Raw genomic sequence first — 16,976 nt, forward strand, 5'->3', positions numbered from 1 at the left:
AATGATCGTTTTCCGCCGAAATCGAGCTGTCGTTTAAGCTATCAAGCTTGTCCCATACCGCGTATCGTGCGCCGGTCGGGCATGCCCGGTTTGCGGGGACCGGCAGTTCGTTATTGTTTTTTGATCTCGCGGAGACGACGTATGGCTAAAGGTACTGTGAAGTGGTTCAACGCGACCAAAGGTTTTGGGTTTATCCAACCCTCTAGCGGCGGCAAGGACGTCTTCGTTCATATTTCGGCGGTCGAGAAAGCTGGTCTTTCCTCGCTCAACGAAGGACAGACGGTGGAATACGAAGAGGTTGCCAATCGCGGCAAGACCTCGGCCGAGAACCTCAAGGTTTGACGCTAAAGCGCGGTCAGTGACAGCGCCCTCTCGGACACGATCCGGGAGTGGGGCTTTCCAGCAAATCTCAAATAAGACTGAGTGCGTTCGGCGGGCGTGGGCATCGCCTTTCGTGTATTGAACCGGCGCAAAGTGCGCTGGTTCAATCTTCCTTGACCCATTTTTCAACTGTCATGACATCCGGTGGCTGCAGATAGCTGCGCGGCCACATGTCCACGACCCATTCGACCTTGGTCGCGCGCTCGACCAGCACCGCGGTGTTGTGCGGCGTCTGCAACACCAGCGCGTTGCCGCGATAATGCGGGTCGCCCACCACATGATATTTCAGCAGGCCCCACTGCTGCAGCACCAACAGCAGGCTGGTGGTGTTGCGGGTAGTGTCCCAGCAATCATAATTGTGCTTGTCATCGAAGTAGCGGAAATCCGCTTTCGCGACGCGTTTGTCGGTCCCGATCACCGGGCCCATGCGGCGATCGAACCAGACGACCGCTTTCTGCACCGCCGCGCGTTCGGCGGGGGCCGACGCGCGGCCTGCCGCGAGGGTCTGCGTCAGGGTGTTGCGGTCGCCGGGCGTGAAATCCAGAATCTCGCGACGTCGACAAACGAAGCCGTAGCAGACCGTCATGCGCTGCGCGGAGGGCGGAAAAATCGATACCGTGCTGTATAGAGCCGCCTGCGGCGCGCTCAACTCGAGCGCGAGCGCCGGCAATGACGTGGCGATCAGGACCAATCCGATCACGGTCATGGCCGAAGCGCAAAACGCCAAAGTCTTGCCGTGTCCGCCGGGTCGTTTGCGACTGTCCGTCAGCCTCATCCGTCGCCACACCTCAAGCAAAAAAATCTCGCCAAAGCTATCGCAGCGGTTTCATGATGCCAAGACCGCCTGCATGATGGCGCACGAGACCTTGAGCATGCCATGAAATCCGATTCGCCACGCCTTCCGCAATTTACGGCGCCCTACGCGCCGGACGATGGCATCATTGCGGCCCGGCTTCTCGAGACAGCACGACTGAGCGCGGAACAGGACGCGCGAATCGACCGCACCGCCACGCGCCTGGTCGCCGCCATTCGCGCGAACGACGACCGGCTCGGCGGCGTCGAGGACATGCTTCGCGAGTTCGCGCTCTCCACCAAAGAAGGCTTGGCGTTGATGGTGCTCGCGGAAGCCTTGCTGCGCGTGCCGGATGCGCGGACCGCCGACCAGTTCATCGAGGACAAGCTCGGCCAGGGCGACTTTGTGCATCACGAGACGAAATCCAGCGCCTTCCTGGTCAATGCGTCGGCATGGGCGCTCGGGATGTCGGCGCGCGTGATTCAGCCCGGCGAAACCCCGCAAGGCACGCTCGGCCGGCTCGCGAAACGGCTGGGCGTTCCGGCGGTGCGCGCCGCCACAAGACAGGCAATGCGGCTGATGGGCAGCCACTTCGTGCTGGGCGAGACCATCGAAGCAGCGCTGGCGCGGGCGCAGCCGAATTCGGCAGGTAGCGCACGCTATTCTTTCGACATGCTGGGCGAAGGTGCGCGCACCGCCACCGATGCGGAACGCTATTTCAATTCCTATGCCAGTGCGATCCAGGCCATCGGCCGCACTGCCGACGATCGGCCCCTGCCCGATCGCCCCGGCATTTCGGTCAAGCTCTCCGCGCTGCATCCCCGCTTCGAGGCGGTGAGCCATCAGCGGGTAATGGCGGAACTGGTGCCGCGGCTGATTGATCTGGCACGACGGGCCAAGTCGTACGATCTGAATTTCACGGTCGATGCCGAAGAGGCGGATCGGCTCGAACTATCGTTAGAGGTGATCGCGGCCGCGTTCAGCGACGCATCGCTTAAGGGTTGGGATGGCTTCGGGCTCGCTGTCCAGGCCTATCAAAAACGCGCCGAAGCCGTGATCGGCTACACCGACGATCTGGCGCGAGCCCTGAACCGGCGGATGATGGTGCGGCTTGTCAAAGGTGCCTACTGGGACAGCGAGATCAAGCGCGCGCAAGAGCGTGGCCTTGACGACTATCCGGTGTTTACGCGCAAGGCGATGACAGACCTCAACTACGTCGCCTGCGCGCAAAAGCTATTGGCGTTGCGGCCCCGCGTCTTCCCGCAATTCGCAACCCACAATGCGCTGACGGTTGCAACCGTTCTCGAGCTTGCCGGCGGCGAAAGCGGATTCGAGTTTCAGCGGCTGCACGGCATGGGGGAAGCGCTGTACGCGCAATTGAGCGAAGATCGCCCCAAGCTGGCCTATCGGACCTATGCGCCGGTTGGCAGCCATCGCGATCTGCTGGCCTATCTGGTGCGGCGGTTGTTGGAGAACGGCGCCAACTCGTCATTCGTGGCGATCGCTGCCGACGAAGCGATTCCGGTTGCAACGCTGCTATGGCGCCCGGCCGATATCGTCGGCGTCGCCGCCAACGCCCGGCATCCGAACATCGCCATTCCGCGCGATCTCTTTCAGCCGCAGCGCCGAAATTCGCGCGGCATCGAATTCGGCGCGCGCGCTGCGTTGAACGAGCTAGTTGCCGCCGTCGCCGCGGAAACCGCGCCGATTACGGCAGCGCCGCTTATCAACGGCCGCACGAGAGCAGGCGCAGCGCGACAGGTCGTCAGCCCGATCGACCAGACGACATCCGTTGGAAGCGTTATCGAAGCAACGGCGGAGCAAGCGAATGAAGCCATCGCCGCGGCGCGTGCAGGTTTCGAAAGCTGGAGCAGGACGCCAGCCGCGACGCGCGCGGAAATCCTGGGAAGAGCAGCAGACCTGCTGGAGCAGCGGCGCGCGCACTTCATGGCGTTGTTGCAGCGCGAGGGCGGCAAGACGCTCGATGATGCGCTTTCGGAAGTCCGCGAGGCGAGCGATTTCTGCCGCTACTACGCCGCCGAAGGCCGCAAGCTGTTCGGCGAAGGCGAAGCGCTGCCGGGGCCGACCGGCGAAAGCAACGTGCTGTTGCTACGCGGCCGCGGCGTGTTCATCGCGATCTCGCCGTGGAACTTTCCTCTGGCGATTTTTTCGGGGCAAGTTGCGGCCGCCTTGATGGCTGGAAATGCGGTCGTGGCGAAACCCGCCGAACAAACGCCATTGATCGCGGCGGAGGCGATCCGGTTGCTGCTTGAGGCAGGCGTGCCGGCCTCAGTGCTGCATCTGGTCCCGGGCGACGGCAAGATCGGCGGAGCGCTAGTCGCGCATCGGGACGTAGCCGGCGTCGTCTTTACAGGCTCGACCGAGGTCGCGCAGTCGATCAACCGCACGCTGGCCGCCAAGGACGGCCCGATTGTGCCGTTGATAGCGGAAACCGGCGGCATCAATGCCATGATCGTCGATGCGACCGCGCTGCCGGAGCAGGTCGCCGACGACGTCGTGACTTCGGCATTTCGGTCGGCCGGCCAGCGCTGCTCGGCGCTGCGTCTGCTGTTCGTGCAGGACGACGTCGCCGATCGCACGATCGAGATGATATCCGGCGCCGCACGCGAACTCAGGATTGGCGACCCGCGCGACCTCGCCACACATGTCGGGCCGGTGATCGACACTGAGGCGAAGCAGCGGCTTGAGACGCATATTGCGCGCATGAAGAAACAAACTCGCGTGCATTTCGCCGGCATGGCGCCTGACGGCAATTATGTTGCCCCGCACATCTTCGAATTGTCCGATGCCGGTCAACTGAGCGAGGAGGTGTTCGGGCCCGTCCTGCATGTGGTGCGCTACCGCGCCGATCATCTCGGTCGCGTGCTGCAATCGATCGAACGTTCCGGCTACGGGCTGACGCTCGGCATTCACTCGCGCATCGACGATACGATTGAGGCGGTGATCGACCGGCTTCCGGTCGGCAACGTCTACGTCAACCGCAACATGATCGGCGCGGTGGTCGGCATCCAGCCGTTTGGCGGCCATGGATTGTCGGGCACCGGGCCCAAGGCCGGTGGACCGCATTACCTGACGCGCTTCGCAACCGAACAGACCGTCACGATCAACACCGCTGCCGCCGGCGGCAACGCCGCGCTGATGTCGGACACGGAATAGAGTAGGTTTCGGTCATTGCAAGGAGCGAAGCGACGAAGCAATCCAGTCCTTGTTTGCCGCTCCGAATTGCTTCGCGGAGCCTGTCATCGGGCACGCTTTGCGCGACCCGTTGGCTCGCCATGCCGTGGAAACTTGTCGTTGCATCGCATGCCCAACTTGGGCCAAATGGGCGTGATCTTCCGCCATTGGCCGAGATAATTCCAGCGCACGGACAAAACCAACAAACGTCACGGGAGCAACCTGATCATGGAAGACGGCATCTTCGAAGGCCTTAAGGTTCTGGACTGCGCGAGCTTCATCGCAGCACCCGCGGCCGCAACCGTGCTGTCGGACTTCGGCGCCAAGGTGATCAAGATCGAGCCGCCGGGCCTGGGCGATCCCTACCGAAACCTGCCGAACCTGCCGGGATATCCCGTCAGTTCACACAATTTCGCGTGGATGCTGGAGTCGCGCAACAAGAGAAGCCTTGCGCTCGACCTCTCTAGACCCGAAGGCCAGGCGGTGTTGCATCGCCTCGCTGCCGAGGCAGACGTCTTCATCACCAATTTTCCGCCCGCGGTGCGCGAGAGGCTCGGGATGACATACGCAGAGCTGGCGCCGCTCAACGAACGTTTGATCTATGCCTCGTTCACCGGCTACGGCGAGAAAGGCGACGAAGCCAACAAGCCCGGTTTCGACAGCAATGCCTATTGGGCGCGCTCGGGTCTGATGGATCTGGTGCGCGCGGATATCGACACCACGCCGGCCCGCTCGGTCGCCGGCATGGGCGATCACCCCTGCGCGATGGCGCTGTACGGCGCGATCGTCACCGCGCTCTACAAGCGCGAGCGCACCGGCAAGGGCTCGCATGTGAGCTCGAACCTGATGGCCAACGGCATCTGGGCCAACGGCATACTTGCCCAAGCCAAATTATGCGGCGCGAAATTCGGGGAGAGACGTCCGCGCGAGCGCGCGCTGAACGCGGTGACCAATCACTACCGGTGCAAAGACGGCCGCTGGCTCATCCTGTCGCTGCTCAACGAAGACCGGCAATGGCCGACACTCGCGCGCTGTCTCGGGCGTGAGGATCTCATTACCGATCCCCGGTTTGCCACCAAGCCCGACCGCCACGCGCGGTCGCTGCAGCTGATAAAAGTTTTCGACGAGATTTTTGCCACTAGAGACCTCGCCGAATGGCGCAAGATACTTGACGGCAACGGCCTGGTATTCGGCGTGGTTGGAATCCTCGACGATATCCCGACCGACAAGCAAATGATCGAGAACGAAGTGCTGGTGCCTTTTGAGAACGACACCATGCTCACCGTCAACAGCCCGATCTGGATCGACGGCAGCAAGAAAATCCCACCGCGGCATCCACCCCGCATCGGCGAGCACAGCGATGAAGTCTTGCGAGAGGCCGGCTATGACGAGGCGGCGATCCGTCAATTGCGGGCGTCGGGCTCGGTAGGCTGATGCCATAGAGGTGCATTGTCAGGCTACTCAACCACCGATCAGCTGCAAAAGGTGCAGCTTTTGACAGAAGTTGCGTCGGGGCGCCGCCAGCACCGAAGTTTTAGCGGTCCTTAACGAAGCACATCCCCATCCGCGTTGCCTTGCCGGCCACGTGACAGGCCAGTCCCTCGGCGCAGGTCCACGACTTGAAACTCCTGTCGTTGTCGGCGGCATTGGCGCGTTGCAGATAGCAATGCGCGCCCCAGCCGTCTTCGTATTCGGTTCCGGCAAGCTCGGTGCTACCGCGCAATTGCGGGCGGCTGGAGAAGCCGCGGGAGTAATCGGGACGCCTGCCGTCGCGCATGGCAGTGAGAATATCGCGGCGGCGAATCTGGTCGCCGAAGAAATGCGGCGACGCGGGAACGACCGCTGAATTGGAGGGACTACTCGCCATCCAATCGACGCCCGGGAAATGAAAGCCGCCGATGCCGCGCGTCTGGTGGCAGCCCGAACATGTCACGTCGTTGAGCCGGCGCTCAAAGCCTGCAGGCGAGCGGATGTTTTGCAGTGTCACGCCGCTGTCGGCTGCCTTCTTCAATGCCGCAACGACGTCGGTTTCCTTGAACACCGGGTCAGCCGCTGCGCCCTCGCCCTGCACAAACCCAAACGCCGGCTGCAGGTTTGAGGCCGCAAATCCGATCGGGGTCGGTGCAATCGCGCCTGTCGCAAGAAATTTTTCCGGGATCAAAATCGTGCCGCGATCGAGCTCGGAGAAATGCGCGGGATCGAGCAGCCACGCCTTGAAATCCTGCTTGAGCTTTTCATCCGCGAAAATCCGCTCGCGGTCGATCTGGTTCTCGAGCGGTGCCTGCTCGAACAGCTGCGCCTGCGCGTTGTAGCGAAACACCTTCAAGAGATAGTCGGTGCGGAAATCGCGGACGGCCGATTTCGGGGCGTGCGCGATCTGAAGATTGGTTTCGATGCGATCGATGTTTTCGGGCCGGATCAGATCCAGCGGGCCGTCCTTCGAAATCAATTTTGCCGCAAGCTCCGCGCCGGTAAGCGGCGAATCGCCGGCAGCCAGCCAGCGGCGGGCGATCTCGGCACAGGTAATCTTCGCGCCGCTGCGGTCGGTCGCGTCATCCGCTTTGGCCCTCAGCAGGACCATCAGCGTCATCGGCAGGCGCGACGAGGCCGCGCCATCGCCGCTCTCGGGTGCGCTGGTCCGCGTCGGGCGATAAATCAGCCGGATTTCACCGCAGTTCGCTTCGCCAAGATACGCGCGATCCATCCGGTTGACGATGCCGGCCAGCACGAAGCGAGAATCCTGCGAATAAAGCAGCGTGCGGTCGAACAGCTGAAAATCGTAAGCTGTTTCGACGCCGATGGTTTCGCCCGGAAGATCGGCTTTGTGCTTGAGGATATATCGATCGAACTCGCCGTCTATTGCCGCGCGGACGGGAGCCATCGGCGGCAAGGCGAACAATTGGGTGTTGTCGATCGGCGCGTCAGCCGATCCTATCGGCGAAAGGACGTGGCCGAGGCCAAATCTGCCGCGATCGAGCTCGCGCAACGCCAAGGGATCGGTGATTGCAGTACCGCGCTCCAGCGCGGCGCCCTGCTCGGCGGATGCGGGCAAGGCGTTGCAAAGCAGAACAATGATGGTGACGAGAAATCGCAAACCTGCGGTCCATGCCCTGACGAAAGCCGCCTATCAAGGACACCCATCGGCGCCTGGCGGCAGCGTTTTGTAATCAGGAAAATAGCCGAAAACTAGCGACCCTGTCTCGCGACAATCCGTATGCCGCAAGACCATCGCTTCACGTCGCGGTGAAGCGGTGCATCTCTAGCGCGCGACGATCAAGCCTTTGCTGGTCACGACTACCCAGCGGCCGTCCTGGCGGCGGATAGCGTCGACCCGGCCGAGGCCCGGGACGGGATCGCCGGCATAGACTTCGTAAATGCCTCGCCGGTTCTCGATCAGCGCGACGCCGTTGGCAACCTCACGCAGCACCCAGCCTTCCACCGTGGGCAGCCTGCCCACCTCGTTCTTGGGCGCCTCTGCCGGGGTTGGCACTGGCGGCGCGATCGAGCCGGTCACTTCCTTTGCCGCATTCGGCGCCGCGGCGGCGGCCGGAACGGCCGGCGGCGCGGCGCGCAGTTTTTCCACGGCGTCGCTGAGCTTGGCGAGCTTGGCGGCCGGCTCGGCCTGCGCCTTCTCGAGCTTGTCGAGGCGGTCGGTGGTCTTGTTGAACTGGCTCATGCCCATCTTGGAAGTATGTTCGACGGTGACCTTGAGCTTCGCGATGTCGGCATCGATCCGCGAAACAGTCGCTTCGAGCGCACGAGTTCCGGCGCTCGTTACCTCATCGCGAGAAAAATGTCCGAGACTGGCAGTCGCCAGCGCGCCACCGAGCGCGCCTGCAACCGTCGCCAGTGCGACTACGGCCGCCAGCGCTGCGAGCCGGCGCTTGCCCAACATTCCCTGACCCTGCCCGGCCTCTGCTGCCGGACCGGTGTCTTCATTGCCTTCCCAGCTACGCTCGCCGGCGGACATGATCATGAGCTTGCCGGGGATAGGCGGCGCGTCAGGTTTGGGAGCTTCCGCTTTCGGCGCATCCAGCTTCGAGGTTGCGCTGGCTAGGGCCTGCTCCGGCACCGGCTTGGGAGATTCGACGTCGGTCCCTTCGGAAGCCGAAGCCGCTACCGGTTCGCTGTGCGCGTCCGACGAAGGGGAAGCGGCCGGCCCCGCATTGAGGGAACCGGGTGTACCGCTCGTCTGCTCGGGTTGATGTTCGCTCACGTTCAAAACCTCCGGAAAAGGTTGACCATTTGGTAACTTTTATTGCTTGCGAAATCGTTACCGGCCGTCGGCCGAAATTTTAGGAACTCATCCGGTCCGGTTTCGGCCCGCAAGGAGCCCGCGCCGCAGCGAGCGCCGGTTCGAACTGGCCCGTTGCTGCCCTGCGGCAATCACGTGAACAGTCCGGATGCATCATTTGCGCCGCTGGATTCCCAACTAACACGGCCGGACCGACCAGAAGGCGGGGTCCTCCATCGCTCGAAAGATGCATCAACGAATTTGACGTGGATGATGTCATTTTCGAGGAAGGCTCGACCGGGCGGGAGCTGCTCGTGGTGATCGAGGGCAAAGTCGACATCGCCAAGATCAACGACGCCTGAGCGCTTTTCGTGCGTTTGACAAATGACTCGACGGTCTGCTCAAAAGCAGCCGACGAAGATCCTGAAAACAACCTGTGGGGGAAACAAACCATGAAGCTTTACGACTCGATCGGGCCCAACCCGCGCATTGTCCGCATGTTCATGGCGGAGAAGGGCATCGAAATGCCCAAGCAGACCATCGACCTGCGCGGCGGCGAAAATCGCCAGCCGGAGTATCTGAAGCGCAATCCCCTCGGCCAGATGCCGACGCTTGAACTCGATGACGGCAGCTATCTGTCGGAGATCACCGCGATCTGCGAATATCTCGAAGAGAAAAAGCCCACGCCTGCCATGATCGGATCGACGCCGGAACAGCGCGCCGAGTGCAGGATGTGGGCCCGCCGCGTCGATCTCAACATCTGCGAGCCACTCGTCAACGGCTATCGCTTCGGCGAAGCCTTGAAGTTTTTTCAGAACCGGATTCCCTGCGTGCCCGAAGCTTCACCCGGCCTCAAAATGATCGCGGCGAACCGCCTACAATGGCTCAACGGCCAGATGGCAGGCAAGGAATACCTGTGCGGAACGCGCTTCACGCTGGCGGATATCCTGCTCTACTGCAACGTCGAGTTCGGCAATCGGGTAGGCCAGCCCTTGGATCCCGCCAACACCAACATCGCGGCCTGGTTCGCGCGCGTCGGCGAACGGCCTTCGGTGAAGGCGTAGAAGCCGACCGAATGGAGTTCAATCACTGTCATTCCGGGCTCGCTCGTTTTGCTCGCGCCCCGGAATGACAAACATCTCTAAATCACCACTGGTGCATCCGGCAGTTCATTTCGCCCCGGCGGGGGGAAATGCCTCGCCAGGTGCCGTGACACCGCCTCGACACCTCTGATGACTCCGCTTTCGAAATTTCCTTGTCGGAACTCCACTTCCATCATGTTGCAGATCGTCTGCCATTCGGCGGCGCCCACCAAGGCGTCAATGCCGCGATCGGCGAGGATCTCGACATCGCGATCTGCCAGCAGCAGATAGATCAGCACGCCGTTGTTGTGGGCTGTATCCCATATCCGCAAGTGCGAGAAAACGTCGAGCGCTCGCGCGCGCGCTGACTGATTTCGCAACAGCGGCGCACCGTCCAGGGCGCCTTCAACGACAAAACGGATTTGCCCGGCATGCGTCGCCTCGCTGGCCTTAATGGCCTGCTCGATATTGGCCAATGCCCTTGCCGAAAACGCCCGTCGGACCCGCGAGCGGTTAGCCAGAAGATGCTTGCCGATACGCTTGATGCCCATGGTTACCAACTCCCCGACGCGCCGCCGCCGCCGAAATTGCCGCCGCCTCCGCTGAAGCCGCCGCCATCGCTAGAACTGCTACCGCCCGAATAGCCGCCGCCGGAATATCCGCCTCCTACCCAGCCGCCTCTGCGAGAGCCACCGGAAGATGTCATGGCGTCGCTGAACATGGTGATCACGAACGCGATGAGGCCGCTGATGATCGACAACGCCAGTGACGCCGCGGCAAACCAGAATATGGCGGCCACCAGGCCTCCTGTCGCGAGCGAGCCGAACAGCCTTCCCAACACACGGCGAAAAATGCCGCCGGCAATGATCACTGCGACGATAAGAAACGGATTGAACGGATCGATATGGCTGAGGAAGCTGGAATCCTGCCGCGACGCCGGCGCGGGCAGTGGTTCACCGTCGACAACCCGGATGATGCGATCGACGCCCGTCGAAATGCCGCCGGCGAAATCTCCGGTCCTGAATTTCGGCGTGATGACTTCGTCGATAATGCGCTTGGCGGTGACGTCGTTAAGCGCGCCTTCAAGGCCATATCCAATTTCGATGCGAAGCTTGCGGTCGTTCTTGGCAACGACAAGGATCGCACCGTCGTCGATCTTCTTGCGCCCGACCTTCCACGCTTCCGCGACCCGGATCGAATATTGCTCGATGGTTTCAGGCGCCGTGGTCGGCACGATCAGCACCGCGAGCTGGCTGCCTTTCCTCGCTTCGAAATCCCTCAGGGTTTGCGTCAGCGAGGCAATGTCGCCGCTGGTGAGCGTCGCGGTCTGATCGACAACCCGGCCTGACAGCGGCGGTACCGCGACGTCGGCCAAGGCTGCAAAAGCCCAGCACAGCAGCAGCGCAAGAATGGAGGCTCTTGCAGCGTTCATCGCGGGCAATCTGGTTGTCGAACTACTTCGCGGGTGCAGCCGGCGGATTGAAATCCACCTTCGGCGCGGTCGAGATTTCCTTTTCGTTCTCGACCGAGAAGTTCGGCTTCTCTTTATAGCCAAATGCCATCGCCGTCAGGTTGCTCGGGAACGAGCGGATCGTCACATTGTAGTCCTGCACCGCCTTGATGTAGCGATTGCGCGCCACCGTGATGCGGTTTTCGGTGCCTTCGAGCTGCGCTACCAGATCACGGAACAACGCGTCGGATTTAAGCTGCGGATAGTTCTCGGTTACCACCAGCAGCCTCGAAAGAGCGCTCGTCAGTTCGCCTTGCGCGGCCTGGAATTTTGCGAACGCGCCGGGATCGTTGAGAACCTCGGGCGTCGCCTGGATGCTGCCGACCTTGGCGCGGGCGTTGGTGACGCCGAGCAGCACATCCTTTTCCTGCTGCGCAAAGCCCTTCACCGAATTGACGAGGTTGGGCACCAGATCGGCGCGGCGCTGATACTGGTTCACAACCTCCGACCAACCTGACTTGACCTGTTCGTCGTTGGTCTGAATCGTATTGTAGCCGCAGTTGGTGAGACTCAACGTCGCCAGCGCCGCCAGCACGGTCCATAGTCTGCGCATCGGGAACCTCCTGTTACGTTGTCTGCGCAAGGTACCAGAACGATCCCGCCGGGTAAGCAGGCGAAACGTCGCCTCCCTCGTTTATCTTGCGGCGAATGCAATGAACTTTTTTCCGTCATGGCCGGGCATCGTAGTCTGCTTGCGCAGACTACTAAACGTGTCTGCGCTCCCGGCCATCCGTGTCTTTCTTCCCTCTGCGCTAAGGCGTGGATGCCCGGCACAAGGCCGCGCATGACGAGTGCGTCTAGTCTGCTACGCCTGCGCCGCTCTCGCCTCCCGAATCGCCTGCCAGACCTTTTGCGGCGTCAGCGGCGTGTGGAGCGTCTTGATGCCGAGCTCGCTCAACGCATCCATCACGCCGTTGGTGATACAGGGCGGGCCGCCGATCGCGCCGGATTCGCCGCAACCCTTGGCGCCCAGCGGATTGGTGCGGCACGGCGCGGATTCATCCAGCGTGACCTGGATCGGCGGAATATCGTCGGCGCGCGGCAGGCAGTAATCCTGATAGCTCGCGGTCAATAACTGCCCTTCGGCGTCGTAGGCCACGCCCTCGTACAGCGCCTGGCCGATGCCTTGCGCAACGCCGCCGTGAACCTGCCCCGTCACCAGCATCGGATTGACGGCGACGCCGACGTCGTCGACCGTGGTGTAGCGCACCACGCGGCTGACGCCGGTTTCCGGATCGATCTCGACCTCGCAGATATGGGTGCCGTTCGGCCAGCTGGGGCCGTCGACTTCGCCCTCGCTATCGACGCTCAGCCGCGCGCCATTCTCTTTCCTGGCAATGTCGAACAGACCGATCCGCTTGTCGGTGCCGACCACCGTGAGCGTGCCGTCGCGGTACTCGATATCTTCCACCGAGGCTTCGAGCACGTTCGACGCTCTCTCGCGGGCCTTGGCGATCAGATCATTGGCTGACACCGCCAACGCCGTGCCGCCGACGAACAGCGAGCGCGATCCGACGCTGCCGAAGCCGGTGGCCAAATCGGTGTCGCCCTGCACTATATCGATCTTGTCCATGGGGATGCCGAGCGACTCCGACACCATCTGCGTGTAGGTGGTCTGCAATCCCTGTCCCATCGCCATCGTGCCCGAATGCAGGATGACGCGGCCCTCGGCGGTCGCGTGCAGGCTGACCTTTTCGGTATGCGCGCGCCCGCCGGTCCATTCGATGTAGCTGGTCAGGCCGCGGCCGTAGAGCAGCCCCTTCTTCTTCGCCGCCTTTTTGCGCGCGGCAAAGCCATCCCAGTCCGCCAGCTTGGAGGCGCGCTCCAGCATGTGCGCGAACGCGCCTGAATCGTAGACCTGGCCGACAGGGTTGGTGTAGGGCAGTTGCGCGGGCTTGATGTAATTCACCTTGCGAATGGCGCGCGGGTCCATCCCGATCTGGCGCGCCGCGGCATCCATCAACCGCTCGACGATAAACACGCCCTCGGGCCGCCCCGCGCCGCGATAGGCGCCGACCAGAGCGGTGTTGGTCATGACGGTCTTGACCTCGTAGTGAACCAGCGGAAGGTCGTACACGCCGGATTGCACAAAGGGACCGAGCACCAGCGGAATGATGGTGCCGGCACCGGTGAGGTAAGCACCAGTGCCACCGACCGAGCGCACGCGATAGGCGAGCACGCGGCCTTTGGCGTCGAGCGCGAATTCGCCTGACGATGTCAGGTCGCGGCCATGGGTGCCCCCGACGAACTCGTCGGTGCGGTCGCCGCGCCAGCGTATCTTGCGGCCGAGCTTGACCGCCGCATAGGCCACCACGCCGTCTTCCGGATAGAGGTTGGTCTTCTGCCCGAAACCGCCGCCGATATCGCCGACCAGCACGCGGACGCTTTCCTTCGGCCGCTTCAGCACGGCTTCGGCGAGCACGTCGCGGGTCGAGCCGGGCGTCTGCGATTGCACGTGCAGGATCAGCCGTCCGGATTTCTTGTCGACCTCGGCAATGGTGCTGCGCGGCTCCATCGCAGACGGCACCAGCCGCTGGCTGACGAGATCGAGCGAGACCACATGCGCGGCGTTAGCGAACGCCGCTTCGACCGCGTCCGCATCGCCATAGCTCATCGCAGCCACGATGTTGTCGGGCGCTTCCACCCACACCGCAGGGGCGCCGGGCTTGCTCGCCTCCAGGGGATCGACGACCGCCGGCAATACCTCGTATTCGACCGAGATCGCTTCGGCCGCGGTCTGCGCCGCAACCCGCGACGTCGCCACCACCGCTGCAACGGGCTCGCCGGCAAACCGCACGATTTCATGCGCCAGCAGCCGGCGCGGCGGCACCGTCATCGGCGAGCCGTCCGGCCGCTTGAACACCGACAACGTCGGGATGGTCCCGATGTCGTCGGCGATGAGGTCCGCGCCCGTGTAGACGGCTTGAACGCCCGGCATGTCCGCGGCGGCCTTGATGTCGACAGACACGATCTTCGCATGGGCGTGCGGCGAGCGCAGCACATGCAGCCACAGCGCGCCGTCTTCGGGCCTGTCGTCGATGAACTGCCCCTTCCCGGTGAGAAGTCTCTGATCTTCAAGTCGCTTGACAGGCTGGCCCGCACCGAAACGCATATTGCCGGGAAGAATATTCATCAGTTGTCCTTCGAGTCTTTTTTCGAATGGGGCAGGTTTTAGCGGATTTCTGGCTCGAAACAACTCGCCGCCTGTCATTCCCGATGTGCAATTGCACATTTAAAAGCGCGCGTCAGCATAGACCAGGAATCTACCGCGGGCGTAGGGACATCCGCAGCCCCACCAGACCGACCTGGCGAACGTATTTTTTTATTGCGATCGGCCGATGTCGACGATGTCCACGTTGAGATCGCGCGACCGCGAGCCATCTTTCACAGTCAGTTTCACCGATCGACCCGTGCCAATCTGCTCGATCTCGTCTGTAAGGTCGGAGAGGCGCCGAACGGATTTGTCATTGGCCTCCGTTATGACATCCCCGAGCGTGCCTGAAGCGAAGTCGACGCCGCGAATCCCTGCGCGTTCCGCCGGACTTGCCGGCGCCGTGCGAACGACGATCACCCCTTCGATCCCTAGCCGCGTCGCGACTGCTTCGCTGGCCGCCACAATACCGATCCCGGGCGTGGGCACGCGTCCGGTTCGAATGAGCTCAGGCACGACGCGGTTGACGATGTCGGCCGGTATCGCGAAGCCGATTCCGGCGTTGGAGCCCGACGGAGACACGATAGCCGTGGTGACTCCGATCAATCGCCCCGCGGAGTCCAGCAGCGGTCCTCCCGAATTACCGGGATTGATCGCGGCATCGGTCTGAATGACATTGGCGATCTCGCGGCCACTGCTGGTCGGCAGCCGGCGCTTGAGCGCGCTGATGATTCCGCTGGTCATCGATTGATCGAGCCCGAACGGATTGCCGATCGCAAATGCGGATTGACCGACCTTCAGGTCGGTCGAACTTCCAAGCGCAAAAGGAGGCGGCGGCTGACGCGCACTCCTGATCCGCAGCACCGCAAGGTCATAGTTAGGTGCAAGCCCGACAACCTCGGCCTCGGCCACCTCACCTGACGCAAAACGAAGCGCGACCGCCTTCGCATTTTGCACGACGTGATCGTTCGTGACCACATGACCTCCGTCGTCCCAGATGAAGCCGGTTCCCGACGACGATGGTTCTTCTTCCTCGGACAGCGGATTGGAGGTGGACCGTGCGGCAACCTGCACGACCGAAGGAGATACCCGCTCGAAAATTTCAATTGTTACCCGTTCCGCCTCGGAAAGCGGCCCGCGTTGGTCTATCGTTCGAGCGACCGAGCTTGTCCATGGCGTGTAGCGGCGATGCACGGCGGTCAGCGTCAGCACCAGCGCTGCAATAACGGCCAGTGCGAGGACATAGCGACGATTCATAGGTCGCCCACCCGTTTGCTCCTCGCCGCCTGCGCCGATACGCCGTCAAGCGTCGGGCTCCTGCTACTGGGCGGCACGTTATGCGGGCTGCCCACTATGTCAGCACCGGCCATAAAGCACGGCGGATCGCTGGCCGGGAATGTCTGCTCCAGGATGAAATCCAGTTCTTCGTCGGGCAATGGACGGTCGGCCATAGCCTTCTCCGCTGCAAAATCAAACAACGTCGCCACAGGCCAGAAGTTTCTGATCAGACGGCGGGCGTCGGGACGGCACCGCCCTAATCGGCCGTGGTACCTCGTAGCAGCCCCGGCTTCGTCCTGTGCCTGGACTACGTTCGCATCCGCGCTTTGGCACGCAAGTCCTTTTGTCGCCTCTTGATACCAAATCGCATGCTTCGAGGTCCTACGCTGCCACACGGTGTGTGGCGCCGGGTGCCTTTACAGGGTCCGGGTGATGCAAAAAGTCAGCATGAGTCCAATGCTGCTTTCACCCGATATCCCGCAGCACCGCTTCCACCGCCTTGCGCTCGTCCGGCGTGAGCGCGGCCTGCGGCGCGATGGGATCGCCGACTTCATACCCTTGGACCGCAAGCCCGGCCTTGATGCAGGCGGCAAGATTATAGCGCGCGAACGCTTCGTTGATGCGCCACAACTGTCGCTGCAGGGTAAGCGCTTCGTCCCAGCGCTTGGCCTTGCAGAGATCGTAGAGCGCGACGCTTTGGCGGGGAACGATGCAGGCCGGGCCCGCCATCCACCCTACCCCGCCGATCAGCATCACTGCCGCCGGGATATGCGCGGATGCCGAGAACACTTTGATGCCGTCGCCGCAGCGATTGATGATCGAGAGCAAACGCCCGGTGTTGGTCGAGGCGTCCTTGATGTAGCCGATGCGGGGATGCGCGGCGAGCCGTGCAATCACGTCAAGCGTCAGGTCGGAGCGCTGAAATTGCGGATTGGTGTAGATCACGACGGGAATGTCGACTGCATCGGCAATGGCGCGAAAATAGGATTCGACCTGCGCGTCCCCGAGCGGGAAATACGCTTCCAGGATCGCGAGGATCCCGTCGGCTCCGAGCCTCTCGTAGGCCTTCGCCTGTGCTACCGCATCGGATGTCGATGTCGAGGCGACGCCGGCGACCACCGGCACCCGGCCATTAGCGGTCTCGATCGTTGCTCGCACCACCGCTGTACGCTGCGCGTTGTTGAGATAGGCGAATTCACCGGTCGAGCCGAGCGGCGTCAGCCCGTGCACGCCTGATGTGATGAGATCGTCGCACAGACGGCCGAGCACATCAGTGCGGATGTGCCCATCGGCATCAACCGGCGAGATCAGATAGGGAAAGACGCCGTGGAAATCAGCCATGGTGGGGACTG

General features: G+C 62.5%; 15 protein-coding genes. 5 read left to right on the plus strand and 10 right to left on the minus strand.

Going from position 1 to position 16,976, the window contains the following annotated elements; translation table 11 throughout:
* Positions 1 to 141 precede the first annotated feature (141 nt).
* Positions 142 to 342 (plus strand): cold-shock protein, encoded by a 201-nt coding sequence (locus tag N554_RS0114750; protein WP_029584170.1) that lies wholly within the window; start codon positions 142 to 144, stop codon positions 340 to 342.
* Positions 343 to 484: 142 nt separating this feature from the next.
* On the opposite strand, the gene N554_RS0114755 is transcribed toward N554_RS0114750, so the two are convergent.
* A complete protein-coding gene (locus N554_RS0114755) occupies positions 485 to 1,087 on the minus strand; it encodes a hypothetical protein (RefSeq protein ID WP_051677504.1) in 603 nt (200 codons plus the stop codon).
* Here N554_RS0114755 and N554_RS40995 point away from each other — a divergent pair.
* The 3 genes from N554_RS40995 (at position 1,086) to N554_RS0114770 (ending at position 5,803) form a co-directional block, all read left to right on the plus strand.
* Positions 1,086 to 1,262, plus strand: coding sequence for a hypothetical protein (locus N554_RS40995; RefSeq protein ID WP_197033587.1), 177 nt, complete (start codon positions 1,086 to 1,088; stop codon positions 1,260 to 1,262). The two genes, N554_RS0114755 and N554_RS40995, sit on opposite strands and share 2 nt — an antisense overlap.
* On the plus strand, positions 1,259 to 4,351 hold the full coding sequence (gene putA, locus N554_RS0114765; protein WP_029584172.1) for a bifunctional proline dehydrogenase/L-glutamate gamma-semialdehyde dehydrogenase PutA: 3,093 nt from the start codon (positions 1,259 to 1,261) through the stop codon (positions 4,349 to 4,351). Before N554_RS40995 ends, putA begins: the two co-directional genes overlap by 4 nt.
* Positions 4,352 to 4,597: 246 nt before the next feature.
* Positions 4,598 to 5,803: a CaiB/BaiF CoA transferase family protein gene (locus tag N554_RS0114770; RefSeq protein WP_029584173.1), complete on the plus strand. Its 1,206-nt coding sequence runs from the start codon at positions 4,598 to 4,600 to the stop codon at positions 5,801 to 5,803.
* A gap of 100 nt (positions 5,804 to 5,903) precedes the next feature.
* Here the strand turns inward: N554_RS0114770 and N554_RS0114775 are convergent, their stop codons facing one another.
* Both N554_RS0114775 and N554_RS0114780 read right to left on the minus strand, forming a co-directional pair.
* The gene (locus tag N554_RS0114775; protein ID WP_029584174.1) at positions 5,904 to 7,463 is read right to left on the minus strand and encodes a hypothetical protein; all 1,560 of its coding nucleotides are present in this window, start codon (positions 7,461 to 7,463) and stop codon (positions 5,904 to 5,906) included.
* Between the two features lie 165 nt (positions 7,464 to 7,628).
* A complete protein-coding gene (locus N554_RS0114780; RefSeq protein ID WP_081851273.1) occupies positions 7,629 to 8,591 on the minus strand; it encodes a hypothetical protein in 963 nt (320 codons plus the stop codon).
* 464 nt (positions 8,592 to 9,055) lie between these two features.
* Here N554_RS0114780 and N554_RS0114790 point away from each other — a divergent pair, with 464 nt between their 5' ends.
* Positions 9,056 to 9,667, plus strand: a complete 612-nt coding sequence (locus N554_RS0114790) for a glutathione S-transferase family protein (protein ID WP_029584176.1) — start codon at positions 9,056 to 9,058, stop codon at positions 9,665 to 9,667.
* Between the two features lie 77 nt (positions 9,668 to 9,744).
* Here the strand turns inward: N554_RS0114790 and N554_RS0114795 are convergent, their stop codons facing one another.
* The 7 genes from N554_RS0114795 to N554_RS0114825 form a co-directional block, all read right to left on the minus strand.
* On the minus strand, positions 9,745 to 10,236 hold the full coding sequence (locus N554_RS0114795) for a TPM domain-containing protein (RefSeq protein ID WP_029584177.1): 492 nt from the start codon (positions 10,234 to 10,236) through the stop codon (positions 9,745 to 9,747).
* A gap of 2 nt (positions 10,237 to 10,238) precedes the next feature.
* On the minus strand, positions 10,239 to 11,117 hold the full coding sequence (locus N554_RS0114800) for a TPM domain-containing protein (protein WP_029584178.1): 879 nt from the start codon (positions 11,115 to 11,117) through the stop codon (positions 10,239 to 10,241).
* Between the two features lie 22 nt (positions 11,118 to 11,139).
* Positions 11,140 to 11,748 carry a LemA family protein gene (locus N554_RS0114805; RefSeq protein WP_029584179.1) on the minus strand — a complete coding sequence of 203 codons (609 nt, stop codon included), beginning with the start codon at positions 11,746 to 11,748 and terminating at the stop codon, positions 11,140 to 11,142.
* 252 nt (positions 11,749 to 12,000) lie between these two features.
* A complete protein-coding gene (locus N554_RS0114810; RefSeq protein WP_029584180.1) occupies positions 12,001 to 14,328 on the minus strand; it encodes a xanthine dehydrogenase family protein molybdopterin-binding subunit in 2,328 nt (775 codons plus the stop codon).
* 189 nt (positions 14,329 to 14,517) lie between these two features.
* Complete coding sequence (locus N554_RS0114815; RefSeq protein ID WP_029584181.1) at positions 14,518 to 15,603, minus strand: S1C family serine protease; 1,086 nt, start codon at positions 15,601 to 15,603, stop codon at positions 14,518 to 14,520.
* Complete coding sequence (locus N554_RS0114820; RefSeq protein ID WP_036053232.1) at positions 15,600 to 15,797, minus strand: hypothetical protein; 198 nt, start codon at positions 15,795 to 15,797, stop codon at positions 15,600 to 15,602. The genes N554_RS0114815 and N554_RS0114820 overlap by 4 nt, the downstream gene beginning before the upstream one ends.
* A gap of 292 nt (positions 15,798 to 16,089) precedes the next feature.
* Positions 16,090 to 16,965 carry a dihydrodipicolinate synthase family protein gene (locus tag N554_RS0114825; protein ID WP_029584183.1) on the minus strand — a complete coding sequence of 292 codons (876 nt, stop codon included), beginning with the start codon at positions 16,963 to 16,965 and terminating at the stop codon, positions 16,090 to 16,092.
* Between the last annotated feature and the right edge of the window lie 11 nt (positions 16,966 to 16,976).

The organism is Bradyrhizobium sp. URHD0069 (genome assembly GCF_000701345.1).
In the GTDB taxonomy this organism is placed as follows: Bacteria; Pseudomonadota; Alphaproteobacteria; order Rhizobiales; family Xanthobacteraceae; genus Bradyrhizobium.

Bases quoted from the DNA above. Each gene is read 5' to 3' on its own strand.
- N554_RS0114770 (WP_029584173.1), top strand. From the start codon at position 4,598: ATGGAAGACGGCATCTTCGAAGGCCTTAAGGTTCTGGACTGCGCGAGC.
- N554_RS0114805 (WP_029584179.1), bottom strand. From the start codon at position 11,748: ATGCGCAGACTATGGACCGTGCTGGCGGCGCTGGCGACGTTGAGTCTC.
- N554_RS0114750 (WP_029584170.1), top strand. From the start codon at position 142: ATGGCTAAAGGTACTGTGAAGTGGTTCAACGCGACCAAAGGTTTTGGG.
- N554_RS0114815 (WP_029584181.1), bottom strand. From the start codon at position 15,603: ATGAATCGTCGCTATGTCCTCGCACTGGCCGTTATTGCAGCGCTGGTG.
- N554_RS0114800 (WP_029584178.1), bottom strand. From the start codon at position 11,117: ATGAACGCTGCAAGAGCCTCCATTCTTGCGCTGCTGCTGTGCTGGGCT.
- N554_RS40995 (WP_197033587.1), top strand. From the start codon at position 1,086: ATGGCCGAAGCGCAAAACGCCAAAGTCTTGCCGTGTCCGCCGGGTCGT.
- N554_RS0114790 (WP_029584176.1), top strand. From the start codon at position 9,056: ATGAAGCTTTACGACTCGATCGGGCCCAACCCGCGCATTGTCCGCATG.
- N554_RS0114755 (WP_051677504.1), bottom strand. From the start codon at position 1,087: ATGACCGTGATCGGATTGGTCCTGATCGCCACGTCATTGCCGGCGCTC.
- N554_RS0114820 (WP_036053232.1), bottom strand. From the start codon at position 15,797: ATGGCCGACCGTCCATTGCCCGACGAAGAACTGGATTTCATCCTGGAG.
- N554_RS0114795 (WP_029584177.1), bottom strand. From the start codon at position 10,236: ATGGGCATCAAGCGTATCGGCAAGCATCTTCTGGCTAACCGCTCGCGG.
- N554_RS0114810 (WP_029584180.1), bottom strand. From the start codon at position 14,328: ATGAATATTCTTCCCGGCAATATGCGTTTCGGTGCGGGCCAGCCTGTC.
- putA (WP_029584172.1), top strand. From the start codon at position 1,259: ATGAAATCCGATTCGCCACGCCTTCCGCAATTTACGGCGCCCTACGCG.
- N554_RS0114825 (WP_029584183.1), bottom strand. From the start codon at position 16,965: ATGGCTGATTTCCACGGCGTCTTTCCCTATCTGATCTCGCCGGTTGAT.